Below are 24099 nucleotides of genomic sequence, written 5' to 3'. Positions count from 1 at the left end.
GCGCTTCGGGTAAGGTAGCCGGATCGAGCTTTAGGCGTATAAGCGCAACGTCCCTTAATCGATCAATTTGTATGACGTGACCATCGATGGCATTTTGGGATTCGCCCTTAAGGGACACAGAGATTTCTTTCCTGTTAGAATCCGGCACCACATGGGACGCCGTGACCACATACCCCTGAGAAGACACGATAAATCCAGTTCCATCATAGATGGTCGGCGAACCCTCTTCATCGACAGAGGACACCGTAATCCGCACGGTGCTGGCTAAGAGAGAGTCAGCAAGAATAGTGGCGTCCAAGGCGGCGGTTGCTTGTCTCGCAATCTTGGGGTCAGAGGAACCCGCAAGTTGCCTGAGTGCGTCTACAGAGGCCGCGCTGGCAAAGTTTTGAGCAAGCTCGGTCGCCAATTTTCCATCACCCAATGAAGCTATTGAGAGCAATGCTCCTTTTTGTTCGCGGCCTTCTCGGGAAACTAAGTGAGGAAAAAACTTCTGAACTATTTCTACTCTTCTTACTTGAATACTTGCTTCCTGGTCGGCGCGTTGTGACGCCAATTCGCGATTGTTGTAAGTTGCAGTTGCGAAGATTCCGATCAGTCCAATCAAAAGCCCTGATATCAGAGTTGCTGAAGCAGAAATTTTGTCCCAGAAGTCTTTCTTCTTTGCGACTGTTCGGGACTGAATTTCTGAAATTGCCGAAATGATATGGTTTTGTTTCCCACGCTGGTCCTCCTCAAACGCTTGATGCAATTGACAATATACTTTGCTTGGCAAAGCCTCATTCTCACACCGAAGTGCATTAGTATCGTGGAAAAAGCATCTGGGCATTATTCACACAAAATTTGTTTTGAAACTCAAACACATTGTAACAGGCTGTATCCTGCCCGTCGCCATAATATTCGAGCCGCCTATGAGGTGGCGGCCCAAAGGAGACATCCAGCACCCAATCGAGATGCTGCGGTCGCAGCCCGCATTGCCGCCATTCGCCGCACTAGCGAGAAAGGAGGCCTGTCGAACTCGGAGTGAATACTGGGACGCTGGGCGACCAAACCGAAGAGTCAAGCAACTAAATCGACCAACCTCATTCGAATTTCACCAGAACCTGGCAACTGACGCTACACAGTAGCGTCAGTGTCGATTGGCAAGACTCCCTCTATCCCTTTGGTTTGCCGATACAAGCTACGTCGAATGCGGGCTTTCGAATAGCCTGTAGAAACCGTCGATTTGGGCTCGTTGCAGACCTCGAAGCAGAAGCAGCACAAGCCCCTACCCCTTTTCCACGACCTATCCAACGGCCCATAGCTGCCGTCCACCCCACATTAAACTGCTGCGGCCGTAGCTCGGATTGCGGACAATCGGCGCAGCGCAGATTCATAGTCGTGCACGAACTCGCGGTCTGCGGGACTGTCCGGACTATTGCACCTACCGCTCTCACTCGGGCAACAAATACGGGCTACTGTAAAACACGTTATGCTCGGAGCGGGGGCATGTGTTGAACCGGTCTTGAGGTTCCGTGCTGTCTCTCGGGCACCTGTCATAGCGCATGCGGGAAAGGACAAACGCCGGTGTAAATCAAAAGGGCCGCACAATAGCGCCTGGTCCAGCAGTCGGATGGTGAAGAGAAGGGAGCGGTGATCTGATCTTTCGCTATCCAACCTTTCGACCCTGGCTCCAAACCCCGCGCAGCAAGGGCGTTTGGGCGACCGTGCGCACACGCAGGATATCACCGCGCAGTCCTGTCTGCAGCGCTCCCCGGTCAGCCAGTCGCGCGGCCTTGGCGGGGTTGGCGGACACCGTGGACATGGCGCGGGGCAGGTCATCCCAGAGACGGGCCAGATGGAAGGCCGACAAAAGCAGAGCTGACGGAACGTAGTCGGACGACACGATGTCCAGAAGATCGGCCTTGGCCAGCTCTTCCGCCGCAACATTGCCGGAATGCGAGCCGCCCCGGATCAGGTTTGGCGCGCCCATCATCACCGCAATGTCGTGATTGCGGCAGGCTTCGGCCGCCTCAAGCGTCGTTGGGAATTCCGCAAAGCCGGCACCGTTCTCAGAAGAGGTTGCGACATGTTCGGCGGTTGTATCGTCGTGGCTTGCCAGCACAGCGCCAAGACGGCCCGCCTCGGCGACGGCCCCGGCTTCGTGCTTCTCTCCAAAACGGTCCTGAAGGCGCAGCAGGTTTTCGACATGATCGGAAAACTCCGCATCATTCATACCGCGCTTTTTGGCGACATAGGTCTTCAGCGCGGACAGATCCCGGAACTGGCGCTGGCCGGGCGTGTGATCCATCAGGCTGACAATGCCAACCCTGTCTTCCGGGTCAAAAGCGGCCAGTTCGTCCAACAAAGAGTCCGAACAAATCTCGGCCCGCAGGTGCAGGAAATGACTGATCTTGAACAGCCCTTCGGCGCGCGCGGCCAGCAGCTCATCGGCAAGTTTACGGGCGTAGTCGATGTAACGCCCTTTGCCAGAGTGGATCGAGCCCACGCGCATGGCGTCGAACACGGTTGTGATCCCAGTCGAGGCCAGCTCGGCATCATGAGCGATCAGAGCAGGCAGATGCGGCCAGTCCACTTCCGGGCGCGGTTCGATATGGCGCTCGACGTTGTCGGTGTGAAGCTCGACCAAGCCGGGGATCACCAGATCGCCTCCGCAATCCACAGCGCCTGTTGGGACGCGGTCGCCTTCCGTAATCTGCGAGATCACACCATGTTCGATTGTTATGGACCCGACAACCACCCGATCCGGCAACACAAGTTGCGCATTGGCAAGGCAAAGATCACCTGACATGTCGTTGTCACAAGACGTCGTCAAAGTGGACGCGGAGAAAGGGGAATTCATGTCATATTCTCGATTTGCGATTTACTAGGTGCCGCCGCACGGACCGTTGGCCGAGTTCGGCGCGGCCTGGCTGGGCTAGGATATTGCGCGGGGCGTTGAGGTCCCTCAGCCCGATCTGCCTGATTTGCATGACATCACGATGACACCGCGCAAATACGGGTTTCACGGCACGTTGAAGCCGCCCTTTCGATTGAAGGCGGGCAAGACGTTTGACGCTCTGGAAACGGCCACATCGGACCTCGCCACATCGCTTGCTCCGGCCTGTTGTGATGGGCTGGAGTTGACGCGGCTGGGCCGGTTTCTGGCATTGACTCCGAGTGGTGATTTGGGGCCGTTGCAGCGGGTGGCCACGGCTTGCGTCCGTGAGCTTGATGGGTTCCGCGCCCCCGCCTCGGAGGCCGAGCTTGCCCGCCGTCGCAAGGCCGGGCTTAGGTCCCGGCAAGACGAGCTGTTGGTGCAATGGGGCTACCCCTATGTGATGGAGGAGTTCCGGTTTCACCTGACCCTGTCGGGCCGGTTGTCCGAAGACGCGCTTCCGCAATGGAGTGAAACACTGCGGCGGCATCTGCCGGATCTGCCCACGCCCTTTGAGATGGATCAGATCGCGCTGTGCGGCGAGCGGGGCGACGGGCGGTTCGAGCTTATCCATCGCTACACGCTTGCCGGTTGAAGCTGTGCCACGCCACGCGCAACCGTCTGTGATAGCGATCCGTCGTTGCAAAGATGGATCACCTCAAGGCCCGTCGGCAAAGGTTTTGAGGCCTGCGCAAGGCGCGCTGTGATCTCGTCTTCCGTCTCGCGCCCGCGGGCTGCAAGGCGCTGCGCTAAAGTTTCGGGCTTTGCGGTGATGTTCAGAATGATCAGCCCCGGAAAAGCGTCCGCACCTGCCAAGAGTGCCTTCCGCGAGAAATTCGCAAGACAATGCGTTCCTTTGTTCAACTGATAGCGCACGTTTTGCGGGATGCCGTAGTAAAGACCGTGCGCACCCCAATGGACGGCAAAGGCGCCGTTCGCGGCCATGTCCTGAAACTCGGGCACGGACACAGCGTCATAATCCTCGCCGCCCTGATCTGGAGCGCGGGTGATCACGCGCCGCACGAGGTGCGTGTCAGGCATAACGTCGTGAATGCCGCGCATCACACTGTCTTTTCCCACACCCGATGGGCCGACAACGGCGATGAGGCGCCCTTGGGTCATGCGGCGATCCCTGGGGTAAAGTGGCTGACGTCAATCTCGCGATCGCAGACGCGGGCCCGGGCGGCTTCGTCATGAAAGATGCCAATGATCACCGCGCCGCGCGCTTTGGCCTGTTCGATAAGGGTCAGAACGACCTCGCGGTTGGCGGCATCCAGGCTTGCGGTGGGTTCATCCAGCAGCATCGCGGGATAGGAGAAGGCAAAGCCGCGCGCGATATTCACCCGCTGTTGTTCCCCGCCGGAGAAGGTCGTGGGCGAAAGGGACCACAGACGCTGCGGTATGTTAAGTTGTGTCAGAAGCGCTTTGGCCCGCTCTGCCGCCGCATCTGTCGAGGCCCCTGTAGCGCGCAGCGGTTCGGCCACCACATCAAGCGTGGGCACCCGTGGAACAACGCGCAGGAACTGGCTGACATATCCCAGCACCTTGCGGCGCAGGGCGATGATGTCGCGCGGTTCGGCTTGTGCGATGTCGGTATCACCGATGCGGATCTGGCCCGCCTGTGTCAGGTAGTTGCCATAGATCATCCGCATCAGGGTCGACTTGCCGGCACCCGAGGCGCCCGTCAGCGCCACGCATTCGCCCCTGGCGACAGCAAAGGACACATCGTTGACCACTTCGATCACAGCACTGCCCTGATTGTGCAATGTGAAGGTTTTTTTGACGTTTTTAAGTTCAATCATCGCTCAGACCTGCAAAACGGAACTGACAAGAAGCTGGCTATAGGCGTGCTGGGGGTCATCGAGTACCTGATCGGTCAGCCCTGCTTCGATCACGCGGCCCGATTTCATCACCATCAGGCGGTCGGCCAGCAGGCGCACCACAGCGAGGTCGTGCGTCACGATGATCGCCGAGAGCCCCATGTCGCGCACGAGGCCCCGCAGCAGATCAAGCAGACGCGCCTGCACGGAAACATCGAGCCCCCCGGTCGGTTCGTCCATGAACACCAGCCGTGGGCCGGTCACAAGGTTGCGGGCAATCTGCAGGCGTTGCTGCATCCCGCCTGAGAACGTGGTGGGCCGGTCATCGACGCGGGTTGCGTCAATCTCGACCCGCTCCAGCCAATCGATGGCCTGGTCGCGGATATCGCCGTAGTGGCGCTCGCCCACAGCCATCAGCCGCTCACCCACATTGCCACCCGCAGAGACGCCCATGCGAAGCCCGTCTCGGGCATGCTGATGAACAAAGGCCCAATCGGTGCGTGACAGCATCCGGCGCTCTGGTTCGGACATGGTAACGGTATCGCGCGGCCCATCCATGCGGGTGTCGAAAACCACCTCTCCCACATCCGGGGCAAGATGCCCGGCCATGCAGTTCAGCAGCGTTGATTTCCCTGACCCGCTTTCACCCACGATGCCCATAACCTCGCCGGGGTAGAGATCAAAACTGACGTCAGCACAGCCAATATAAGAGCCATAGTGTTTGGTGACGCCCTGAACGGACAACAAAGGTGTCATGCCGCGTCCTTTCCCTTGTGGCCCGCCGCCCGACGTGCCTCGCAATAATCCGTGTCAGAGCAGACAAACATCCGCCCGCCAGCGTCATCGATGATCACCTCGTCAAGATAGCTGTCTTGCGCCCCGCATAGCCCGCAACAATGCGCCGCTTTGGAGGCCTCGAACGGGTGATCTTCAAAATCCAGGCTAACCACCTGCGTGTAAGGAGGCAGAGCATAGATACGCTGTTCCCGGCCCGCGCCAAACAGTTGGATCGCGGCCATGTCGCCCAGTTTTGGGTTATCGAATTTCGGGATCGGCGAGGGATCCATCACATAGCGCCCCTCAACCCTGACCGGATAGGCGTAGGAGGTGGCGATATGGCCATGGCGGCTGATATCCTCGTAGAGTTTCACATGCATAAGCCCGTATTCTTCAAGGCTGTGCATCTTGCGCGTCTCGCTTTCGCGGGGCTCAAGAAACCGCAGCGGCTCGGGGATGGGCACCTGATAGACAACGATCTGACCCTTGCTCAGCGGTTCTTCGGGAATGCGGTGACGGGTTTGGATCACGCTTGCCTCGGCCGTGGCCGTGGTTGTCTCGACCCTGGCTGTCCGCTCAAAGAACGTGCGGATTGAGACCGCGTTTGTTGTGTCATCCGCCCCCTGGTCGATCACCTTGAAGCAATCCTCGGGCGTCAGAACGGCGGCCGACACCTGAACGCCCCCCGTCCCCCAGCCATAGGGCATCGGCATTTCGCGGCTGGCAAAAGGCACTTGATAGCCCGGAATGGCGAGCCCCTTGAGGATCGCGCGACGGATCATCCGCTTGGTTTGCTCGTCCAGATAGGCAAAGTTGTAACTCTGATCAGTCATAGCATCCCCCGTTGCTGCAGATCGGCTTCAAGCCGTTGTGGCGACGTGAAATGAATGCCATCCATCCCCACAGCGCAGGCCCCCGTCACATTGCCCAAACTGTCATCAACGAAGATGCATTGCTCCGGGGCCACGCCCGCGCGCTCGCACAGAATGTGGAAGATGCGCGCCTCAGGTTTGAGCACGCCTTCGCGCCCCGAGATAACCAGCGTATCGAAGGCGTCTTCCAACTCGGGCTGTGCCTTCAACCCTTCGGGCCAGGTTTCTGCCGACCAGTTGGTGATCGCATGAACGGGCACAGATTCCGATCTCAGGCGATGCATCAGCGCCCAGCTGCCGTCGATCTTGTCGGTTACGGTTCGGGCATACTGCGGCACGTATTGCGCAAACAACGCCCGATCCTCGTTATCCGCCAGTTCAGCGGCAAGATCGGCAAACCGCGCGCCACCATCTGCGCGCAAGTTGCGCGCTTTGAAGTCCGTGCGCGCCATAAAGGCCTCGGCCTCGGCTTGCGACCCCAAGGCATCCACCCAGGCCAAATGCGGTTTCCACGTCACCAACACACCGCCAATGTCAAATATCACGTGCCGCTCTGTCATTCCGCGGCCTCCTGAACCTGATCCGCGCCCGCCTCGTGACGCAGTTTACGGACCAGTTCCAGCTCGGACTGGAAATCCACGTAATGGGGCAGCTTGATGTGTTCGAGGAACCCCGTCGCCTGAATGTTATCGGCGTGATAAAGAACGAATTCCGCGTCCTGCGCGGGCGCGCCTTCAAAATCCTCGCCAAGTTCTTCCCAACGCAATGCCCGATCGACCAAGGCCATGGAGATCGCCTTGCGCTCGGTCTGGCCAAAGACAAGGCCGTAACCGCGGGTGAATTGCGGGGGTTCGGTTTTCGAGCCTTTGAACTGGTTGATTGTCTCGCATTCGGTCAGCACCACCTCGCCGATCTCGACGGCAAACCCCAGTTCCGGGATGTCCATCTCGACAGGCACAGACCCGATCCGCAATTCGCCCACGAACGCATGGTTGCGGGCATATCCGCGCTGTGTGGAATAGGCGAGACCAAGTGTGAACCCCTCATCTGAACGCGTCAGAGCCTGCAGACGCAGAGCCCGCTCAGCAGGCATTTCAAGCGGTTCGCGGGTCAGGTCAGGCGGTGGTGTGTCGTCATGTGGGGCCTCTTCGATCAGCCCCTCGCGGTTCAGAAAGTCGGTCACATGAGGCACATCGCCCGGCTCGGTCGGCTGCGACGGGGCTTCGGGCACCTCGCCGTCAGCGGCCAGTTTGAAATCGAGCAAGCGATGTGTGTAGTCAAATGTCGGGCCCAGCACTTGCCCGCCTGGCAGGTCCTTGAACGTGGCAGAGATGCGCCGGTCACAAGCCATGGCTCCGGTATCAACAGGTTCGGACACGCCAAAGCGTGGCAGCGTCGTGCGATAGGCGCGGATCAGGAAGATCGCTTCAATCAGGTCGCCGCGTGCCTGTTTGATCGCCAGTGCCGCAAGGTCAGGATCATAGAGAGAGCCTTCGGCCATGACACGGTTCACCGCCAGGCTGAGCTGTTCGCGGATCTGCGCGACACTGAGTTCTGCAACATCCCTGTCGCCCCGGCGTTCTTCGGCAAGCCAGGAATGGGCGTTTTCAATCGCGCGCTCGCCGCCTTTGACAGCAACATACATCAAGACACCTGTGTCGTTCTGGGCAGCGCTGCGAGTTGGTTGCCGCTGGTAAAGATGAAATCAAGCCCCAAGGGAAAAAGGGCGCTATTGGCCTGGAGGGCCTCTGTCTCTGGAAGCGACAGATACGCATAGTCCTTGATGCCGGGGCCTTGGAGCGTTGCACCGGACGGGGCGAGCTTTGCCTGCTCCACGATCAATGTCGCCGAACGGTCCGGGTATTCGGAGGTGCCGATGGGATAGGCCGAGAGAGGCATCAGGGCCTCCCAGCTGCCGACCGCGAACATAGAATGCGACGGCCCGGTCAGTGGCGCACCAGAATGGAATGCCAACCATGCGCGCACCGCATCGCAATCCACCTCACCGGCCAGATAAACCGGCGTCTCGGTATCGCATAGCGTCAGAAGAACCGCACCTGCGGCCTTGGACAAGGGGGCTGGCGGCGCGGCGCCGCCAATGTCCTGGATCGTGCCGGGGCGGGCCATCGCCTCCATCACGCTGCGAAAGGCATGGGCCGATTGGACAGCCGGATCGGCAAAGCCGCCGGATAGGGTTTCAGCCTGCATCAGTCTTCTCCCCTGACCATTGTGAAGAAATCAACCTTGGTCGCGGCAGCCTTTGCGCCGCGCGCCGCCTTCGCGACCCTCTGTTCGTCTTCCAGCGGCTCCAGCACAGTTTTGCGCAGGGTGACCGCCGCATCTGTTTGCATCAGCGCATCGACAAGTGCTGCGGCTTCGGCATCCCCTTTGCGGCGGCCCTGAATGTAGGCATGACCCACCTCCCCGGTCGCCAATGTCAGCGCACAGCGGGTCACTGTCATCTCGCCCAGATTGAACGGTGCACCGGTGCCGCCTGCGCGGCCACGCACCATGGTGCTGCCGATCTCGGGGGCGCGCAGCCATGTAAAGCTGGGGGGGGTCACAGTCGCATCCAGCAAAGCAGCGACCCTGCCGTCTGGAGCCTTGGCCATCAGGCTCATCCAGGCTCGGCGAGGGGCGGTTTCGTCGAAAACATCTTTCATCTCGACAACTTTTCCATATACTATACAACTATACACATCTTATCAGATTTGCGCCCCCACGACAGAGGATTTTTGTGAAACTTGCGTGACAAATCCGCCAAAACTCCCGTCTGGAAGGCTATTGCCGATGCCCTGCGCGGTGATCTGGCCGAAGGGCGCTACATCCCCGGTGACAAGCTGCCCACCGAAGCTGCCTTGGCAGAGCGCTTTGGCGTCAATCGCCACACGGTGCGTCATGGTATTTCCACCCTGGTCGACGAAGGGTTGATCCGTACGCGCCGTGGTGCCGGTGCCTTTGTTGCCGCAACCCCGACCGATTATCCCATCGGACAACGGGTGCGGTTTCACAAAAACCTGATCGCCGCAGGCCGAAGGCCGGAAAAGCGCGTGCTGGATGTGGAACAGCGTGCGGCGACAACGGGCGAAGCCAAGGCCCTGGATATCGCAAGCGGCGACACGGTCTGCGCCTATCACGGGCTGTCCTTGGCCGATGGGCAGCCCATCGCCCTGTTTGAAAGCCTGTTTCCACTCGCATACCTCCCGGATATCCGTGCCGCGCTTGGCAACACCAGCAGAGTCACCGAGGCATTGCACGCGGCTGGTGTGTCTGACTATACCCGCGCCTCCACCCGTTTGACCGCCGTGCGCGCCACGGCCACCCAGGCACTGCATCTGCAACTGGCCGAAGGTGACCCGCTGCTCAGATCGTCCAGCGTCAATGTGGATGAGACAGGCCAACCGGTGGAATACGGCCGCACGTGGTTTGCCGGGGACCGGGTGACACTGACTTTGGAGACGTGAGCGCCCTGAATGTCGGGAATACTGCTTTGCGGGACTTAGCGGACCTTGGTCTTCGCAACACCAATGGCTGCTTTTAGATGCCCGACTTTCGCTGCATGTGAGGACGCTCTCAGTGCTTCATGAAATAGGAGAGCTAATGCAACGTGCAATGTGTCTAAAAATTTAATTGCTGTCAGAAAGTTGCCAGATGGTTTGATTTCCAAATCCACGGATTGCCTTTTCTCCGATGCTCTTAAGATCAAACGTGTCCTTGAGAACGTTTGCTACATCATCTTGCACCGTGATCTGCATGGGATCTGCAAATTCTTGAAGACGAGAGGCGAGATTAACAGCTGGGCCGAAAATGTCATAAACGTACTTCTGGATACCCACAACGGAACCAACAACTGAACCGGTAGACAGACCAATACGACACTGCCACTCATGTGGATGGCTTAGGTTGCGTCGCGTTAAATATCGCACAAAGCGGATGGCCGTGTTGGCGATTGCTTTGGCGTGATCTGGCGTTGGATCGGGCAAACCTGCGACAGTAATATAGGCATCTCCAATGGTTTTGATGCGCTCACAACCGAATTGTTCGCCGATGCGGTCAAACGCGCTGTAAATGTCGTTCAGCTCGGTGACGGTCACACTAGGGTCTTGGGACGCGACCATGTCAGTAAAACCAACAAAGTCGAGCATCAGGACAGACACAGGGTCATACATCTGCGGCGTTACCACACCGAAAGTTTTGAACTCCTCATAAACGGAACGGGGCATGATGTTGAGCAGCAGTTTTTCAACCTGCTCTTTCTCCCGCTTGATCTCGCGCGTGTTGCGTTCAACCATCATCGAGTAGGAATCAATCATTGATTCCAGCTCTTTAATGCGGGTGATGTTCTGACAGACCAGAACAAGCAGGTCTTCTTCCGCCGCCGTAAAATCAAGAGCAACCACCAGCGTTCGACGCTTCTTTTTGAATCTGATTTCGGACGTAAATCGCCCGGCATTTGTCAGGTCCGCTTGCATCGCATTTACGTCAAGATCGGGAAAAAGTTGCTGGAGTTGGGTCTGCTGTGCATCGCCACCGAACCATTCATCAAACGTATCGTTTCGGAAACCGAATTGGAGCGTTTGACGGTCCAGCAATGCAACACCAACACCAATGGCACGGAGAAGTTGTTCGTTTATTGCTTCAATAGTCATAGGTCACCTAACAATGAGTGGGCGGCGTTTCTCAAACTCTGCAATCACTACTTCGATGTCCTCGGCTGTCATGCCATGCTGAGACAGAGTGCCTCTAAGCACCTCTTCAAGTTCATCGAAATGCGCGTCGGTGATGGAGAGATGAGAATGCAATTGGCGCAGTTGATTGTCCGTGTAAGACGCAGGACCACCCAGTAGCGATGCCATAAACTTGGTTTGATGATCGACAATCCGAGACATATCAACGTCATCAAAAAAAGGGCCGATCTCATCATTGTCCAGAAGCGTGTCGTAAAAGGAAAGTACGATCCTACTGATCTGCGAAAACCCTCCGTACTTTTCGTAGAGTGTGCCTTCAGCCATCTTCATTTCCTTTCGACCAGAGTTAGAGCAAAGATGCGCCCCCTCAGTTTGAGACTACAAACCCTCTCTGGACAAGTTAAGCCTATCTATCGCCAACAGCTTAGTTGCCCTTCCGGCTGGGAAGCCAGAAGGGATTAAGGATACGTATCAGTGATTTAGTGGCGTTTGATTATTACTTCGACATATTCAGAAGAGATGCTCAGGGAACCATTGGTTGAGGTGTCGAATTTTTCAACAAGCGCCAAGATGTCGCTGCGCAGTGCGGCTTGTCCGACTTCATCCAAAGCATCAAAAGCCTTTTGCATCGGGCCATAGAAGGTGCGGAAGTAGTCCAAGAAGTGTTCAGCAGACCGGTAGCGGAACAGAAAGTTCTTGGGCTGGAACGATGCGATATCGCCCATGGTGCCAAATGTCTCATCCACCCACTCCCGGCTGCCCCACAATACTGGAGAGCTGACCCCGGCAGGCGGTGGCACATGCTTTGCGATAGTTTTAAAAAGCTGGCCGATGAAGCTTTCTGGTGTCCAGTTGGCCATGCCGATCTTGCCACCAGGCCTCACCACGCGTTGCAGTTCCGCAGCCGATTGCTGTTGGTTTGGCGTGAACATAACCCCGAAAGTGGACACGACCGCGTCAAACGACTGATCTTCGAACGGCAGGCTCTCTGCGTCAGCGACCTTGTAGTTCACAAACAGACCTTCTGCTTTGGCCCGATTGCCACTGGCTTCAAGCAACTCGGCGACATAGTCCGTCGATGTCACGTTGCTAAAGCGCCGTGCAAAAGCCAGCGTCGCGTTGCCGTTTCCGGCTGCCACATCAAGGATTGTGGCGTCAGCAGGCATATCCATGGCTTCGGCAAGCTCTTCGCCCGTAATTTGCAGGGTTACTCCCACTTTGCTGTAGTCCCCGGACCCCCAGGCGACGTTCTGTTTTGCCTTGATCGCTGTGTAGTCGGTTACCGGATTGATTGTTGTATGCGCGCCCATGATATTTCTCCTTTGGGTGTTTTGCTGGTCCATCACCAGCGGTTTCTTAGAGTGTTGCATTCAAGGAATGCGGTCGTGTTATGCAGCCACCAGACTTGGCCAGCTACAGGTTGCGGTTGGCCGCTCAGCGCTGGCCACATGCTCGAAAATGCGTGAGTTGACCCACTCTGGCTGGAAGATCGGTGCCATATGACCGAGCTCAGGCAGCAGTGCGATACGCGCCGCAGGGAGTGCTTTTGCTATAGCGACAGCTACGTGCTGGGTCAGTTCCGGGGATTCCAGACCTGTCATCACCAGTGCAGGCATCTTCAATATAGAGAGATCAGCCAACTCCCAAGTTTCCGCGAACCCGTTGGCAAAGTCAGCCCGGATTGAAGAGATCGCACCGGCAAACGTCTGTTTGGAGGCAAGTAAGAGACGATCCCAAAACCCTGCACCATTCCAGAAGTCCAGGAAGCGCTCTAGGCCTGCAGATGTATCATCGTCCTCTGCGGCCGCTGTCACCAGCGCTGCAACCTTCTGGATCTGTTGAAACAGAGATTTATCCGTGCTGTCCCCGTTCTCCAGAAAATGGAACGTCGCGGGTTCGTAGAGTGCCAGGCTTTTGACAAGGTCAGGGCGCGTCAGTGCGACCTTTATAGCAACTCCACCGCCGTTTGAGTGGCCCACGAGATGAACAGCGCGCCCGAACTTTTCGATCTCCCGGATCACTGGGGCTGCGGAACACGCAGCACCGTTCAGAGAGGCGTCACCGGTCAAAGGTGCGCGGCCACAGCCCGGCAGATCAAATGCGTAGACATCAAATCGACCATCAAAGTCCGCTTTCAATTGGCTCCATTGGCCACTGTTTGATACAGAGGAGTGCAAGGCGACAATCGGTGCATTGCTGTGTTCTATTGGTCGAGATGAAAAAGTCATGTGCTAATCCAAAGTGCGTTGGCGATGAACAATAACTGGCCCTTCAATGTTTCAGCGGGATGTCGGATTCGGGTGCACAGTGTTTCAGTTGTTGCGCAGCGTGTTTCCGCCTCGGTTCTGCTAACTGCCTTCCAAACATGACAATTTTCAGTCGTGTCTGGCTTGAGGTATGCGCCTGTGAAACAATTGAAACACAAGAAGGCGATTTTGAAATGGCATTGAAACAATGCTGCCTTAGACAATCGGGATGACGATGGACATGGCCAACGATCGTGAAGAAATCAAACGAGCGCAGGACCTCCTGCGTGATGCAATTGAATCTCTCAAAGAAGGGTTCGCCCTATACGATGACAACCGCTGCCTTGTAATGTTCAATCAAAAATACGCTGAAATGAACAAAAGCGTTGCCCATCTTCTGAAACCTGGTCTGGATTGGGAAATCCTAATGCGCGAAACCGCGCGCAAGGGCCTATATGCCGACGCTGTGGGTAACGAAGAAAAGTGGGTGTCTGACAGGTTGGCTGGAGGCATCGAGTTCATTCAGGACTTTGAACTGACCGAAACAGACGGCCGCACCTACTTGATTTCTGTTCATCCCACACGATTAGGTGGCTTTGTCGTTACCCGAGAAGACATCACAGCCAAGAAACAAGCGGAGGTCGAAGAGCGCGACGGAGACCTTCTGATTAGAAAGGTGCTGGATGCCAGTGCCGCCATTGTGACTATGGCCCGGATTGGGGATGGCCAAATACTCTACCGAACCCCTGCGGCACTTCAGATGTTTGGACCCGCAAAATCTGCGCGAGAGCATTATGTCAATCCAGAACAGCGTGCGGATTTCATCACGCAGCTTTTGGTCGATGGGCGCGTAGATGATTTCAAAGTCGATCTTCTCAATGCCGACGCGAAAGTCTTTCCAGCATCCATCTCTTCGCAACTGATCGATTTTAAGGGCGAGGAAGTCATCGTCACCAGTATAATTGACCTGACCGTCCAAAAGGAAGCTGACGCTCTGATTAGACAGGTCATGGAAGCGTACCCGGCGGCTATTAACATGACCAAAGCAGACACAGGGGAGGTTCTTTTTGCAACGCCAGACCTTGAAGCGCTGTTTGGCCCTGCAAAAAATTCTGGATCGTACTACGCGAACCCGGCGGATCGCGAACGCTATTTGGCGGACCTTCGACAAGCCGGGGCTCTCAAAGATCGACGCATTGAATTTGTTGATGCGAAGGGACGGAAATTCTGGGGGGCGGATTCGTCACGCCTCATCGAATTTAATGGTGAAGAAGTCATTGTTTCCAACACCCGCGATTTGACTGAGGAATTGGCGCTCTCTGACGAGCTGGCCAAACAAAAGGAACTGCTGTTTCAGAATGAAAAAATGTCAGCACTTGGGGAACTGCTTGCTGGTGTAGCCCATGAACTCAACAACCCGCTCTCTGTTGTTGTCGGTCATTCGCTGATGCTGAAAGAAGAGATCGCAGATCCTGACGTGATGGTTCGGATTGATAAGATCAGCGCCGCTGCAGAGCGATGTGCCAAGATCGTCAAGACATTCCTAGCGATGGCACGGCAACAACCCAGTAAGATTGAACAGGTCGATGTTGCCAGCGTAATTGAAACAGCGGCAGATGTTGTGGGCTATGGCAGTAAGTCAGGGGACATCAGCATCATGCAGGATATTCCTGACAATATGCCGCTCATTGCCGCTGACGCAGATCAAATCACGCAGGTCATCATCAATTTGATCATCAATGCCGAGCAGGCGCTAACGTCGTCTGGTTGTGGCGACCATATCAAAGTGTCGGCCAGATCACAGCCTGACGCAGGGATGGTTGAAATCACCATCCAAGACAACGGTCCTGGTATTCCTGCCGCCATTCGCCCCCGCATTTTTGAACCGTTCTTCACCACCAAGGAAGTAGGTGAAGGCACGGGGATTGGTCTCGCATTCTGCCACCGGATCATTCTTTCGCATGGCGGACAGATCCGCCTCGATCAGACTGATGGTTCCGGCACATGTTTTCGCATCACGCTACCCAGTGCTCTCGGTCAGCGATCAAAACAGGACGAGCCCACTCAACCGGTCAGTACGCCTGAAAGCCACAGAGCGTTGATTGTGGATGATGAGGTAGAAGTCGGCGAATTGAACGCAGAAATTCTTAGAAAAGAAGGCTTTGAAGTTGATTTCGTCACCTCAGGGGAAGAAGCGATCAGCCGTCTCGGCTCAATCCACTACGATGTTTTTCTCAGCGATCTTAACATGCCGGGTGTCGATGGGCGCCAAATATACGACGCTTTGGTGACTCACTTCCCAAAGATGTTGAGCAGGACTGCCTATATTACTGGTGACACGATGGGACAAAGCTCTCTGGGGTTGCTCAGCGAGTCTGGCCTTCCTTATCTCGAAAAACCGGTTTCACCAGCGGAACTCAGAGATCTTGTAGGCAAGCTGCTCGCCGACCAGAAGGAACGATCAGATGGATAGTCAGAATGCTCACATCTTGGTGTGCGATGATGAAGTCGACCTCCGCGAGATGCTGCAGGAGTATCTGGGCAAACGAGGATACAAGGTATCGGGCGCCTCTGGCGGCAACGAACTTCGCGAAATTCTGACCGTCCATAGCGTCGATGTCATCATTATGGACATCAATATGCCAAAGGAAGATGGTCTTTCAATTCTAAGATCCCTTCGTCCAGAAGACACGACACCTGTCATAATGCTCACCGCAGCCGGTGACGTCGTTGATCGGATCATTGGCCTTGAAATGGGGGCCGATGACTATCTTGGCAAACCTGTCGACTTGCGAGAGCTCGAAGCTAGGATAAAGGCAATTCTTCGGCGCGAAGCAATCAGCGGTTCGACGAAGGTAGAAAAAAATACTACGAACCGCGCTTTGTTTGGCGACTTCGTTTTGGACAAAGACGCAGCAAAGCTATTTGCGGCTGATGGATCCGAAGTCCAATTGACAGCCATGGAATACAGCCTGCTAAAGGTTTTTTCAGAAAACAAGGGGCGCGTCCTGAACAGGGACCAACTCTTAGAGCAGGCGCACGACCGCTCTTGGGACCCATTCGACCGTAGTATCGATATCAGAATCTCCCGATTGCGCCGGAAACTTGAAGCCAATCCTGGAAAGCCGGAAATCATCAGAACAGTGCGTGGCATCGGTTACTTGTACGATCCAGCTTAAAGTAATTTCAGATGGCTAAATCGTGCACAGGTGGCAGCTCTCCTCATCGCAAGTAGGTATCAACAAATGTCCACTAAAGGCCGCGATTTCTAGGCACTGCCCTCCCGCTTCCCAAGAACGGACATTCGCTGCGGGACAGAGCGTCGGGAATTGGGCTCAGAGCGGACATCAAATGCCGTGCAAACAGCCAGACTCTGACTAGCCCCCGTACCGCTCCAGAAACGCTTCGGCCTCAAGCGCGCGGAAATCCTCGAGGGCCAGTCGAAGCGCGTCGTGGGGCCAATCCCACCAGGCCAGCGCGATCAGGCGATCCGCGATCTCGCGCGGCTGGCGCAGGCGAAGGGGCTGCGCTGGCGTGCCGGCGACGATGGTATAGGGATCGACGTCCTTTGTTACGACGGCACCGGCGGCCACCACCGCGCCATGGCCCAATGTCACGTCCGGCTTGATCATCGCGGCCGCGCCAATCCATATGTCATGGCCGATATGAGTGATCCGGGATTTTCTATGAGCAAAGAACTCTTCGTCATGCACGGCATCGTCCCAGTAATCCCCCGAGCGATAGAGAAAATGGTGGCAGGATGCCGTGTGCAACGGGTGATCCGACGCGCCGATGCGCGACAGGGCCGCGATATTGGCGAATTTGCCGATCTGCGCATTGGCGATATCAGCATGGCGATCGCAATAGCTGTAATCGCCGAACACCGAATGGGTCACGCGACTGCCTTTGCCGATCTCCACATAGGCGCCGAATGTGCTGTCGGTAATCTGGCAATCGGGGTGGATAACGGGGGTGTCCTTGGAAAGCCGCGCCATCAGTCTTTCCGCCCGATCAGCTTGCCGCGCAGCCAGCCCGAGAACCAGTCCATGAACATCACCATGACCACAATCAGAACAATGTAATAGGCAACTTCCTCCCAGTCCTTTTGCGTCTGGATCGCCTGGGTCAGCATCAGGCCGATGCCGCCGCCTGTGATCGCGCCGATGATGGTGGCGGACCGGGTATTGGATTCGAGGAAATAGAGGATTTGCGCCAACAGCACCGGCACCACCTGCGGGATCACGCCAAAGCGATACCGTTGCAGCGGCTTGGCCCCGGTGGACGCCACCCCCTCGATCTGTTTCTGGTCGACGTTTTCCAGCGCCTCGGAAAAGATTTTGCCGAATGTGCCGGTGTCGGTGATCAATATAGCCAGCGCGCCAGTCAATGGGCCGGGCCCGAACGCGCGGGCCAGCACCACCGTCCAGATCAACGCATCCACCCCCCGGACAAAATCAAACAGGCGGCGTGTGGCGGCGCGGATCAACATGATGGGCGAGAAGCGTTTGGCGGCGAGGAAGGCCAAGGGCAATGCGATGATCGCCGCCCCCATTGTCCCCAGGAACGCCATCAGAATGGTTTCGCCAATCGCCCAGGCCACATCTTTGTGCCGCCACATCGCGTTGTTCCACCAGTCCGAAACGGCCCCCACGATGTTTGAGCGGGTCGGGTCCAGCCGCTCGCCAAACAGGATCGTTCCGACACCTTGCCCATGGTACGGGCTATCGAGGGTGAACCAAAACAGCTCCCATCCTGGAAAATAGTTGAACACCTCGGTGCGCGCACCGGTCAGCGTGATGCGCCCTTCGGATGTGGTGATGCCGATGCGCCGGTCCGAGGCCGAGATCCAGTCAGGCAAATCCTCGGGAAGGTTGCTTGTCAGGCTGCGCCCCTCGGCTTGGACTTCGATCATTGGGAAGCCGGGGATCTCGATCTCGGTCCGGTTGTCAGGCAGGTAGCGCACGATGTGATCGCCACCAAGGTCGATGGTCAGCACCTCGTCCCCACTCACCCAATCGGGGCGCATACCCTCGGGGTACATGCCTTTGCGCTCTCCTTCGACGGCATAGGAAATCTCGCCCGAGCGATTATCACGCGTGACATGGACCTTGTGCGACCAGCTGTCGGAGGCCAGCGTAACCGCGTTGTCCAGATTGGCCCGCTGCGCAAGACCCGGCAGGTCGAATGCGAAGAAGATATAGACAAGGTAGAGGGCGATCACTGCTGGAATGCCGAACCCGATAAGGCGTTTGCGCTGGAACAGCTTTTCGGCGGCCAGTTTGGTGTCACTCAAATCCATGGCGGTCATTGGCCTTGCCCCTCGGTCAGTCGGTTGCGATAGCGGCTGGAGACCTGATCGAAAAAGACGATGGTGCCAAACAGCAGAATGAAAATTGCGCCTGCCTCATCAAAGCGACCAGGCCCCCAGGCCATGGCGTTACGCAGTTCGTAACCAATGCCACCGGCGCCGACAAACCCCAGGATGGCAGACGCGCGGATGTTGATCTCGAACCGCAGCAACGTGTAGCTCACGTAGTTCGGAGCAACCTGCGGCAGCACGCCGAGGAGCATGCGTTGCGACCATGTCGCCCCGGTGGAGGCGAGCCCCTCGACAGGTTTGATATCCGTATTCTCTGCGACTTCCGAGAACATCTTGCCAAGCGCGCCCGCGGTGTGAATGGCAATGGCGATCATTGCAGGCACCGGGCCGCCACCCAGCACGAAAATCAGAACCAGCGCGATCACGATTTCCGGCACCGCGCGCATAATGTCCGAGATCCGGCGAAACAGCGGGATCAGACGCGGCCATTTGGCAAGACCGCGCGTCCCCAGCAGCGACAGCAATACGCCGCCAATTGTTCCGAGCAGGGTCGAGACAGCGGCGATGTTGATGGTTTCTACCAGTGCGGGGAAATACTTGGCGATAAGGGCAGGCAGGTCCGCCCGCTTCGCCCAGGCCTCGGACAAGACGTCAGCGGGATAGTCGCCAATGTTATGCAATCCTTCCCAGAAGCCGCCGGCGTTGCGCTCATCCGCAATGTTGAAACCCGACACCATAAGAACGACGAAGATCAGCAGTGTCAGCCCACCATAGAGCCTGCGACGCTGGACCTGTGCCATATAGCTGGATTGAAGGCTGTCCACGCTTTGCGGCGCAGTGTTGAGCGATATGTCTGCCATTCCGACCCCCAAGCAAAGAAATACCGGCAGCCCCCAAGGGCTACCGGACACGTCATGAAAATGGCTTAGCCGCCGATTTTGGCTTTGCGGGCGTCGATTACGGACAGGTAAGTGTCATGGGTCACCGGCTGGAAGCCGAGCGTGTCGCCAGCCGCGACGCCATAGGCGCAGTCCGGGTCTTTTTCGAAAAGACCGTCGACCAGAGCGGTCATCGTGGTCTTAACATCGGCAGGCAGGGCCTTGCGCAGAACGATGGGACCTTCGGGGATGACGTTAGACTTCCAAATTTGCACCATGTCGTTCATGTCGACCAAGCCTGCGTCAACTGCTTTGCGCAGCGCGCCAGAGTTGTAGCCGTCTTCCCAGTTGCCCTGCCCGTCAGCCCAGGTCACGCCGCCGTCAATGTCGCCATTGTTCACGGCAACGATGGTTTGTTCATGACCGCCGGTAAATTTGACTTCACCGAAATACTCGCCGGATTCCATGGTGATCCCGTCTTTATACTGGGGAATTTCAATGGAGGGGATCAGGTAGCCCGAGGTCGAGTTCGGATCGCCAAAACCAAACACTTTGCCTTCCATTGCGTCCAGGCTGTCGATGCCGCTGTCTTTACGGGCAAAGCCGATCGAGTGATACCCGATCGAACCGTCTACATTTACCTTGACCAGGACCGGCTCGACTGCCTCTGCATCCTGCAGATAGGTGGCCGCATAGGACGACGCGCCCAACCAGGCCATGTCGATGGTGCCACCCAGCAGGCCCTGGATCACACCATTGTAGTCGGCAGGGGCAAACATCTTGGTTTCAACACCCAGAGCTTCGGACGTGTAGTCGGCCAAGCATTGATAGGAATTCATACGGTCCTGTGCGTTCTCGCCGCCCAAGATGCCAATGCGGAATTCGGTGATGTCTTCGGCAAATGCGCCGGTGCTGAGGGCGGTGGTGGCGGCAAGCGCCAATGCGAGGGTCTTTTTCATCGTTGTCTCCCTTGGGTTTGATGAAGATGGCCCGCGCGATGCGCGGGTGGATACTGGCTCAGACGTAGGCTTCCGCTTCGCGGACCTCGGGCCTGTCCAGTGTTTCGATTTCGGTTGATGTGGCCGCTTCGGAAAAATCAGCACCCGCGCCATAGATGTCGCGTGCCACGCCAGTGGTCAGTTGGGCGGGCGTTCCATCGAAGACGATCCGGCCGTCGCGCATTCCTATGACCCGGTCGCAATAGCGCCGCGCCGTATCCAGCGTGTGCAGATTGGCGATAACCATGCGGCCATCTTCTTCGTGGATCGTGCGCAACGATTGCATAACCACTTGCGCATTCATCGGATCAAGCGAGGCGATGGGCTCATCGGCCAGAATGATCTTGGGATCCTGCATCAAAGCACGGGCAATGGCGACCCGTTGCTGTTGGCCGCCAGACAGCGCTTCGGCACGTTTGGAGGCCTGTTCGGCGATCCCCAGACGATCAAGAATTTCAATGGCTTTGTGAATGTCGGATTGCGGATAGAGGTTGAACATCGTCGCGAAGGTCGAGCGCCTGTTCAGCGTACCGTGCAGCACGTTCGACACCACGTCCATTCGGGGCACCAGGTTGAACTGCTGAAAGATCATGGCACATCGAGATTGCCAGTTGCGCCTGGCCGCACCACGAAGTGCTGTGACATCCTCGCCCTCAAAGGTGATCGTGCCGGATGTCGCATCGCTGAGACGATTGACCATGCGCAGCAATGTGGATTTGCCCGCTCCGGATCGCCCGATGATCCCAATCATGGTTGGTTTGTCGATTGATACATTCGCGGTAACTACGGCTATCTTGTCACCAAACCGCTTGGTCAGTTTGTCAATTTGCAGCATATCGCCCCCATGTCTGAGAGGCGGATAGGCAACCAAGACGACAGCCTTATGACCGTTTTGATTCAGTTTTCTGACAACTGCACTGCAGAAATGTGACACTGATCCAAACGCGGTGATCGCCCCGATGCGTGTCACTTTAATCAAGCGATTAGAACGAGTTATCCACAGGCCGTCTTAAAGTTGTTACATTTTAAGTTCACAGCAGATAGGCTTGGGACATGGTCAATCGTTTTGCCTTTCTTCTCTGCGCCAGCGTTGCGCTGCCGACCTTCACACATGCACATATGTCGGAAGTCAGCTGTGATGACAGCGCGCGAATGACCAAAACACTGAAAGAAGTTATGGGGGCCGAGCGTCAGGGTATGGGCTTGCGCGATCCGGAAACGATGCTTGAAATCTGGGTGACCGCCCGAAACGGCGATTGGTTGATCGTGCAGAATTACGCAAATGGCACCTCCTGCATCGTCGCTATGGGGGCGCATTGGGAGGGCTTGCACGCGAACCCGGCATAGACGGTTTGGGAATAGTCCTGAAGCGCTGCTTACGAGGAGACGCTTCGGGTGTCTTTGTGGGTATCTGAGTGCGCGTGTTACTCAGCCGCCACGGGTTTGGCCCAGTCATCCCAAGCGGTGCCAGCGGTGAATATCGGCCCATCCCAGGCAAATGGAATTTCATGAATGGTCGTGGTGTTGTCGCGCGCGATGATCACCGAATAAGACGGGGCCATCGGAGCCCCCTGCAACAGGTCCTGCTCGGACAGGTCAGGCAGGGATTGATTGCCGGTGGAGCGGACAGAGGCAAAGGATATACCGCAATAGGTTCCGTGGACCGGTGCGTGGACGTGCCCGAAATGGATATAGTCAATGCGGGCGCGATACGCGGTCAATAGATCGGCCAGCGGCGCGCGGTCCTCGGCAACCAGGGCAATCTTGTCCTCTGCAGGCAGGCCAATCGGCATCGCGTTGTGGTGCATGAAAATCCGCGCGCGGGTGCTGGCCTCAAGCTCGCCTGCCAACCAGGTGCGACGCGCGGCACAGAAATGCCCGGCATGAGTGCGTGGGCTGGTGGTATCGAGATAGATCAGGCGGGTGCCCTCGACTGTTTCGGCGTAGTTGATGAACCCGTTGGGGTCTTTTGGATGCGCCGGGAAGGCGGTCAAGAAATTCGCACGGCTGTCGTGGTTGCCGATCAGCAGACGCACCGGACAACGCAGATTGCCCAAGGCACTCTGCAGCGCGGCATAGGCTGCGGGTTCGCCCCAATGGGCCAGATCGCCGGTGATGATGATCCGCGTGGCATCGCCGTGATGGGCGCGCACATCGTCAAGGGCTTGTGCAAAACGCCGGTGGGGGTTGAGCCCGCCCATACGTTCGCCGGGAACGGTCAGGTGAATATCTGAGATATGGACAAGTTTCATTGAAGGTCTTTCTTCGCAAAAGTCTGGCCGCCCCAACACGGGGCGGCCAGCACGGGGCCTCAGCCGTTGGGCAGAAGGTCGGCAACTTCTTCGACCAGTTCCTGCTGCAGCTCTTTCATATCGGTGGCGTCGCCAGTGACGATGCGTTCGATTCCGTCATAGATCACCTGCGTGATGGCCAGACCGTTGTCACCGGGATAGGCCAGCCAATCGCGCAACAGCGGCAGTTGGTCCAAAGCCGTTTGCTTGTTCGGGTTCTGCTCATAAAAATCAGCCAGAATGATTTCATTCGCAGCCTTGTTCGGCGGCATGTAGCCCGTGGTCTTGGCCACTTCCGCAGCGCCATCACCCGAGGTGATGTATTTCAGCCAGGTCCAGGCCGCGTCACGTACCTTCGGGTCATCCGACGTCGACGTCAGCATCGCCGCGTTGCCACCAGCAGGCAGGCCCATCGGTGTGCCATCCAGACCCGGGAACGGGCCGGTGACCAGTTCGAACTCGCCCTGGCTGCGCTCGACCGCGCCCAAGGCCGAGGTGGACCAGAACATCATGCCGATGTCGCCCGCCGAGAAAGACGCCAGCGCCGCCTTCCATTCCAGGTTCTGCATCTGGCACTCGGTGAAGATCTCTTGCATCTGCTCAAGCGCCACAAGTGCCTCGGAACTGTCCAGCGTGACACGACCGTCTTCAACGATGGCCTTGTCCTGGCTCCAAAGCAGGGCTTGCACAAACCAATTGCCGGTGATGTTCCACCCCCAGAAGATCGGGTTGTCGATGCCGTTGGCTTTCATCGTCTGACAGGCCGCGATCACGTCGTCCCATGTCTGGGGCAATTCTTGGATGCCGCCTGCGCGCAGGACATCCATGTTGTAGTAACCAACCGGCAAAGAGATGGAGAACGGCAAGCCATAGACCGTGTCATCGAAAGTCGACAGCGACAGCATGGCCTGGTGGTAGCCGTCTTTCTCGAAATCCGCCTCGGCGTTGATGAAGGGCTCCAGCGATTGCGCAATGCCTTTGTCAATCAGGGGGGCCTGACGATTGAGGCCCTGCATCGTCACATCTGGCAGATTGCCCGCCACTGCCTCGCGCAGAACGGTGTTTGTGGCGTCCTCATAGGATTCATAGGTGGCGCGGAACTTCACTTCGATATTTGGATGTGCCTCTTTAAAGGCGGGCATCATCGCCTCATAGGTAACGTCAAAGAGGTGGCTGTAGGGATAGGCGAACTCGATCGTTACCTTTTCCTCGGCAAAAACGGCACTGGCAGACAAAGCCAAGACCATAGCAGATGTGGTCAGTTTCATTAGGTTTGCTCCTGTTGTCGAGGACGT

The 24099-nt window shown here is 57.0% G+C and carries 26 protein-coding genes; 5 read left to right on the top strand and 21 right to left on the bottom strand.

Features of this window, described 5'->3' with window-relative positions; all coding sequences use genetic code 11:
* A partial coding sequence (locus Q1B21_RS17595; RefSeq protein ID WP_299891551.1) for a serine protease occupies positions 1–772 on the bottom strand: 772 nt, incomplete at its 3' end.
* Between the two features lie 873 nt (positions 773–1645).
* A complete protein-coding gene (locus tag Q1B21_RS17590; RefSeq protein ID WP_299891549.1) occupies positions 1646–2839 on the bottom strand; it encodes an alpha-D-ribose 1-methylphosphonate 5-triphosphate diphosphatase in 1194 nt (397 codons plus the stop codon).
* Positions 2840–2978: 139 nt separating this feature from the next.
* Between Q1B21_RS17590 and Q1B21_RS17585 the strand changes: the two genes are divergently transcribed.
* Positions 2979–3509, top strand: a complete 531-nt coding sequence (locus Q1B21_RS17585) for a DUF1045 domain-containing protein (protein ID WP_299891544.1) — start codon at positions 2979–2981, stop codon at positions 3507–3509.
* Here the strand turns inward: Q1B21_RS17585 and phnN are convergent.
* The 8 genes from phnN to phnG are packed head-to-tail and all read right to left on the bottom strand — an operon-like array spanning position 3491 to position 9046.
* Positions 3491–4036, bottom strand: coding sequence for a phosphonate metabolism protein/1,5-bisphosphokinase (PRPP-forming) PhnN (gene phnN, locus Q1B21_RS17580; protein ID WP_299891542.1), 546 nt, complete (start codon positions 4034–4036; stop codon positions 3491–3493). The genes Q1B21_RS17585 and phnN overlap by 19 nt on opposite strands.
* Positions 4033–4716, bottom strand: coding sequence for a phosphonate C-P lyase system protein PhnL (gene phnL / locus Q1B21_RS17575; protein WP_299891539.1), 684 nt, complete (start codon positions 4714–4716; stop codon positions 4033–4035). The genes phnN and phnL overlap by 4 nt, the downstream gene beginning before the upstream one ends.
* A gap of 3 nt (positions 4717–4719) precedes the next feature.
* Positions 4720–5490, bottom strand: coding sequence for a phosphonate C-P lyase system protein PhnK (gene phnK / locus Q1B21_RS17570; protein WP_299891536.1), 771 nt, complete (start codon positions 5488–5490; stop codon positions 4720–4722).
* On the bottom strand, positions 5487–6344 hold the full coding sequence (locus Q1B21_RS17565; protein WP_299891533.1) for an alpha-D-ribose 1-methylphosphonate 5-phosphate C-P-lyase PhnJ: 858 nt from the start codon (positions 6342–6344) through the stop codon (positions 5487–5489). The genes phnK and Q1B21_RS17565 overlap by 4 nt, the downstream gene beginning before the upstream one ends.
* Entirely contained in the window at positions 6341–6943 is a 603-nt protein-coding gene (locus Q1B21_RS17560) for an HAD family phosphatase (RefSeq protein WP_299891530.1), read from the bottom strand. The genes Q1B21_RS17565 and Q1B21_RS17560 overlap by 4 nt, the downstream gene beginning before the upstream one ends.
* Positions 6940–8028: a carbon-phosphorus lyase complex subunit PhnI gene (locus Q1B21_RS17555; protein ID WP_299891527.1), complete on the bottom strand. Its 1089-nt coding sequence runs from the start codon at positions 8026–8028 to the stop codon at positions 6940–6942. The genes Q1B21_RS17560 and Q1B21_RS17555 overlap by 4 nt, the downstream gene beginning before the upstream one ends.
* Positions 8028–8591, bottom strand: coding sequence for a phosphonate C-P lyase system protein PhnH (phnH, locus tag Q1B21_RS17550; protein ID WP_299891524.1), 564 nt, complete (start codon positions 8589–8591; stop codon positions 8028–8030). The genes Q1B21_RS17555 and phnH overlap by 1 nt, the downstream gene beginning before the upstream one ends.
* Positions 8591–9046, bottom strand: coding sequence for a phosphonate C-P lyase system protein PhnG (gene phnG / locus Q1B21_RS17545; RefSeq protein ID WP_299891521.1), 456 nt, complete (start codon positions 9044–9046; stop codon positions 8591–8593). Before phnG ends, phnH begins: the two co-directional genes overlap by 1 nt.
* Before the next feature lie 81 nt (positions 9047–9127).
* Here phnG and phnF point away from each other — a divergent pair, with 81 nt between their 5' ends.
* Positions 9128–9847 carry a phosphonate metabolism transcriptional regulator PhnF gene (gene phnF / locus Q1B21_RS17540; protein WP_299891518.1) on the top strand — a complete coding sequence of 240 codons (720 nt, stop codon included), beginning with the start codon at positions 9128–9130 and terminating at the stop codon, positions 9845–9847.
* Between the two features lie 162 nt (positions 9848–10009).
* Here phnF and Q1B21_RS17535 read toward each other — a convergent pair whose 3' ends face one another.
* The 4 genes from Q1B21_RS17535 to Q1B21_RS17520 all read right to left on the bottom strand — a co-directional run bounded on the left by Q1B21_RS17535 (position 10010) and on the right by Q1B21_RS17520 (position 13299).
* A complete protein-coding gene (locus Q1B21_RS17535) occupies positions 10010–11032 on the bottom strand; it encodes an adenylate/guanylate cyclase domain-containing protein (protein ID WP_299891515.1) in 1023 nt (340 codons plus the stop codon).
* A gap of 3 nt (positions 11033–11035) precedes the next feature.
* On the bottom strand, positions 11036–11395 hold the full coding sequence (locus Q1B21_RS17530) for a group 1 truncated hemoglobin (RefSeq protein ID WP_299891513.1): 360 nt from the start codon (positions 11393–11395) through the stop codon (positions 11036–11038).
* Between the two features lie 155 nt (positions 11396–11550).
* Complete coding sequence (locus tag Q1B21_RS17525; RefSeq protein ID WP_299891510.1) at positions 11551–12381, bottom strand: class I SAM-dependent methyltransferase; 831 nt, start codon at positions 12379–12381, stop codon at positions 11551–11553.
* Between the two features lie 78 nt (positions 12382–12459).
* Entirely contained in the window at positions 12460–13299 is an 840-nt protein-coding gene (locus tag Q1B21_RS17520) for an alpha/beta hydrolase (protein ID WP_299891507.1), read from the bottom strand.
* Positions 13300–13558: 259 nt separating this feature from the next.
* On the opposite strand from Q1B21_RS17520, the gene Q1B21_RS17515 reads away from it, so the two are divergent.
* Together Q1B21_RS17515 and Q1B21_RS17510 are read left to right on the top strand one after the other, a co-directional pair.
* On the top strand, positions 13559–15790 hold the full coding sequence (locus tag Q1B21_RS17515) for an ATP-binding protein (protein WP_299891504.1): 2232 nt from the start codon (positions 13559–13561) through the stop codon (positions 15788–15790).
* Positions 15783–16496, top strand: coding sequence for a response regulator (locus tag Q1B21_RS17510; RefSeq protein ID WP_299891500.1), 714 nt, complete (start codon positions 15783–15785; stop codon positions 16494–16496). Before Q1B21_RS17515 ends, Q1B21_RS17510 begins: the two co-directional genes overlap by 8 nt.
* Before the next feature lie 198 nt (positions 16497–16694).
* On the opposite strand, the gene Q1B21_RS17505 is transcribed toward Q1B21_RS17510, so the two are convergent.
* The 5 genes from Q1B21_RS17505 to phnC form a co-directional block, all read right to left on the bottom strand.
* Positions 16695–17312, bottom strand: a complete 618-nt coding sequence (locus Q1B21_RS17505) for a chloramphenicol acetyltransferase (protein ID WP_299891497.1) — start codon at positions 17310–17312, stop codon at positions 16695–16697.
* A complete protein-coding gene (gene phnE / locus Q1B21_RS17500) occupies positions 17312–18625 on the bottom strand; it encodes a phosphonate ABC transporter, permease protein PhnE (protein WP_299891494.1) in 1314 nt (437 codons plus the stop codon). Before phnE (Q1B21_RS17500) ends, Q1B21_RS17505 begins: the two co-directional genes overlap by 1 nt.
* Complete coding sequence (gene phnE, locus Q1B21_RS17495) at positions 18622–19497, bottom strand: phosphonate ABC transporter, permease protein PhnE (protein WP_299891492.1); 876 nt, start codon at positions 19495–19497, stop codon at positions 18622–18624. Before phnE (Q1B21_RS17495) ends, phnE (Q1B21_RS17500) begins: the two co-directional genes overlap by 4 nt.
* A gap of 65 nt (positions 19498–19562) precedes the next feature.
* The gene (gene phnD, locus Q1B21_RS17490) at positions 19563–20474 is read right to left on the bottom strand and encodes a phosphonate ABC transporter substrate-binding protein (RefSeq protein ID WP_299891489.1); all 912 of its coding nucleotides are present in this window, start codon (positions 20472–20474) and stop codon (positions 19563–19565) included.
* Between the two features lie 58 nt (positions 20475–20532).
* Entirely contained in the window at positions 20533–21348 is an 816-nt protein-coding gene (phnC, locus tag Q1B21_RS17485; protein WP_299891486.1) for a phosphonate ABC transporter ATP-binding protein, read from the bottom strand.
* A 218-nt stretch (positions 21349–21566) separates the two neighbouring features.
* On the opposite strand from phnC, the gene Q1B21_RS17480 reads away from it, so the two are divergent.
* On the top strand, positions 21567–21860 hold the full coding sequence (locus Q1B21_RS17480; protein ID WP_299891483.1) for a hypothetical protein: 294 nt from the start codon (positions 21567–21569) through the stop codon (positions 21858–21860).
* Between the two features lie 77 nt (positions 21861–21937).
* On the opposite strand, the gene Q1B21_RS17475 is transcribed toward Q1B21_RS17480, so the two are convergent.
* Positions 21938–22765 carry a metallophosphoesterase gene (locus Q1B21_RS17475; RefSeq protein ID WP_299891480.1) on the bottom strand — a complete coding sequence of 276 codons (828 nt, stop codon included), beginning with the start codon at positions 22763–22765 and terminating at the stop codon, positions 21938–21940.
* 59 nt (positions 22766–22824) lie between these two features.
* Complete coding sequence (locus Q1B21_RS17470; RefSeq protein WP_299891478.1) at positions 22825–24072, bottom strand: ABC transporter substrate-binding protein; 1248 nt, start codon at positions 24070–24072, stop codon at positions 22825–22827.
* Between the last annotated feature and the right edge of the window lie 27 nt (positions 24073–24099).

The sequence above is a fragment of the uncultured Ruegeria sp. genome, from assembly GCF_947504215.1.
In the GTDB taxonomy this organism is placed as follows: domain Bacteria; phylum Pseudomonadota; class Alphaproteobacteria; order Rhodobacterales; family Rhodobacteraceae; genus Ruegeria.
Note: the sequence above shows the minus strand (reverse complement) of the source record. Positions and strands in the feature narration are given on the sequence as shown.

Excerpts from the sequence above, each read along its gene's own strand:
- Q1B21_RS17590 (WP_299891549.1), bottom strand. The coding sequence starts at position 2,839 with ATGAATTCCCCTTTCTCCGCGTCCACTTTGACGACGTCTTGTGACAAC.
- Q1B21_RS17585 (WP_299891544.1), top strand. The coding sequence starts at position 2,979 with ATGACACCGCGCAAATACGGGTTTCACGGCACGTTGAAGCCGCCCTTT.
- phnN (WP_299891542.1), bottom strand. The coding sequence starts at position 4,036 with ATGACCCAAGGGCGCCTCATCGCCGTTGTCGGCCCATCGGGTGTGGGA.
- phnL (WP_299891539.1), bottom strand. The coding sequence starts at position 4,716 with ATGATTGAACTTAAAAACGTCAAAAAAACCTTCACATTGCACAATCAG.
- phnK (WP_299891536.1), bottom strand. The coding sequence starts at position 5,490 with ATGACACCTTTGTTGTCCGTTCAGGGCGTCACCAAACACTATGGCTCT.
- Q1B21_RS17565 (WP_299891533.1), bottom strand. The coding sequence starts at position 6,344 with ATGACTGATCAGAGTTACAACTTTGCCTATCTGGACGAGCAAACCAAG.
- Q1B21_RS17560 (WP_299891530.1), bottom strand. The coding sequence starts at position 6,943 with ATGACAGAGCGGCACGTGATATTTGACATTGGCGGTGTGTTGGTGACG.
- Q1B21_RS17555 (WP_299891527.1), bottom strand. The coding sequence starts at position 8,028 with ATGTATGTTGCTGTCAAAGGCGGCGAGCGCGCGATTGAAAACGCCCAT.
- phnH (WP_299891524.1), bottom strand. The coding sequence starts at position 8,591 with ATGCAGGCTGAAACCCTATCCGGCGGCTTTGCCGATCCGGCTGTCCAA.
- phnG (WP_299891521.1), bottom strand. The coding sequence starts at position 9,046 with ATGAAAGATGTTTTCGACGAAACCGCCCCTCGCCGAGCCTGGATGAGC.
- Q1B21_RS17535 (WP_299891515.1), bottom strand. The coding sequence starts at position 11,032 with ATGACTATTGAAGCAATAAACGAACAACTTCTCCGTGCCATTGGTGTT.
- Q1B21_RS17530 (WP_299891513.1), bottom strand. The coding sequence starts at position 11,395 with ATGGCTGAAGGCACACTCTACGAAAAGTACGGAGGGTTTTCGCAGATC.
- Q1B21_RS17525 (WP_299891510.1), bottom strand. The coding sequence starts at position 12,381 with ATGGGCGCGCATACAACAATCAATCCGGTAACCGACTACACAGCGATC.
- Q1B21_RS17520 (WP_299891507.1), bottom strand. The coding sequence starts at position 13,299 with ATGACTTTTTCATCTCGACCAATAGAACACAGCAATGCACCGATTGTC.
- Q1B21_RS17515 (WP_299891504.1), top strand. The coding sequence starts at position 13,559 with ATGGCCAACGATCGTGAAGAAATCAAACGAGCGCAGGACCTCCTGCGT.
- Q1B21_RS17510 (WP_299891500.1), top strand. The coding sequence starts at position 15,783 with ATGGATAGTCAGAATGCTCACATCTTGGTGTGCGATGATGAAGTCGAC.
- Q1B21_RS17505 (WP_299891497.1), bottom strand. The coding sequence starts at position 17,312 with ATGGCGCGGCTTTCCAAGGACACCCCCGTTATCCACCCCGATTGCCAG.
- phnE (WP_299891494.1), bottom strand. The coding sequence starts at position 18,625 with ATGACCGCCATGGATTTGAGTGACACCAAACTGGCCGCCGAAAAGCTG.
- phnE (WP_299891492.1), bottom strand. The coding sequence starts at position 19,497 with ATGGCAGACATATCGCTCAACACTGCGCCGCAAAGCGTGGACAGCCTT.
- phnD (WP_299891489.1), bottom strand. The coding sequence starts at position 20,474 with ATGAAAAAGACCCTCGCATTGGCGCTTGCCGCCACCACCGCCCTCAGC.
- phnC (WP_299891486.1), bottom strand. The coding sequence starts at position 21,348 with ATGCTGCAAATTGACAAACTGACCAAGCGGTTTGGTGACAAGATAGCC.
- Q1B21_RS17480 (WP_299891483.1), top strand. The coding sequence starts at position 21,567 with ATGGTCAATCGTTTTGCCTTTCTTCTCTGCGCCAGCGTTGCGCTGCCG.
- Q1B21_RS17475 (WP_299891480.1), bottom strand. The coding sequence starts at position 22,765 with ATGAAACTTGTCCATATCTCAGATATTCACCTGACCGTTCCCGGCGAA.
- Q1B21_RS17470 (WP_299891478.1), bottom strand. The coding sequence starts at position 24,072 with ATGAAACTGACCACATCTGCTATGGTCTTGGCTTTGTCTGCCAGTGCC.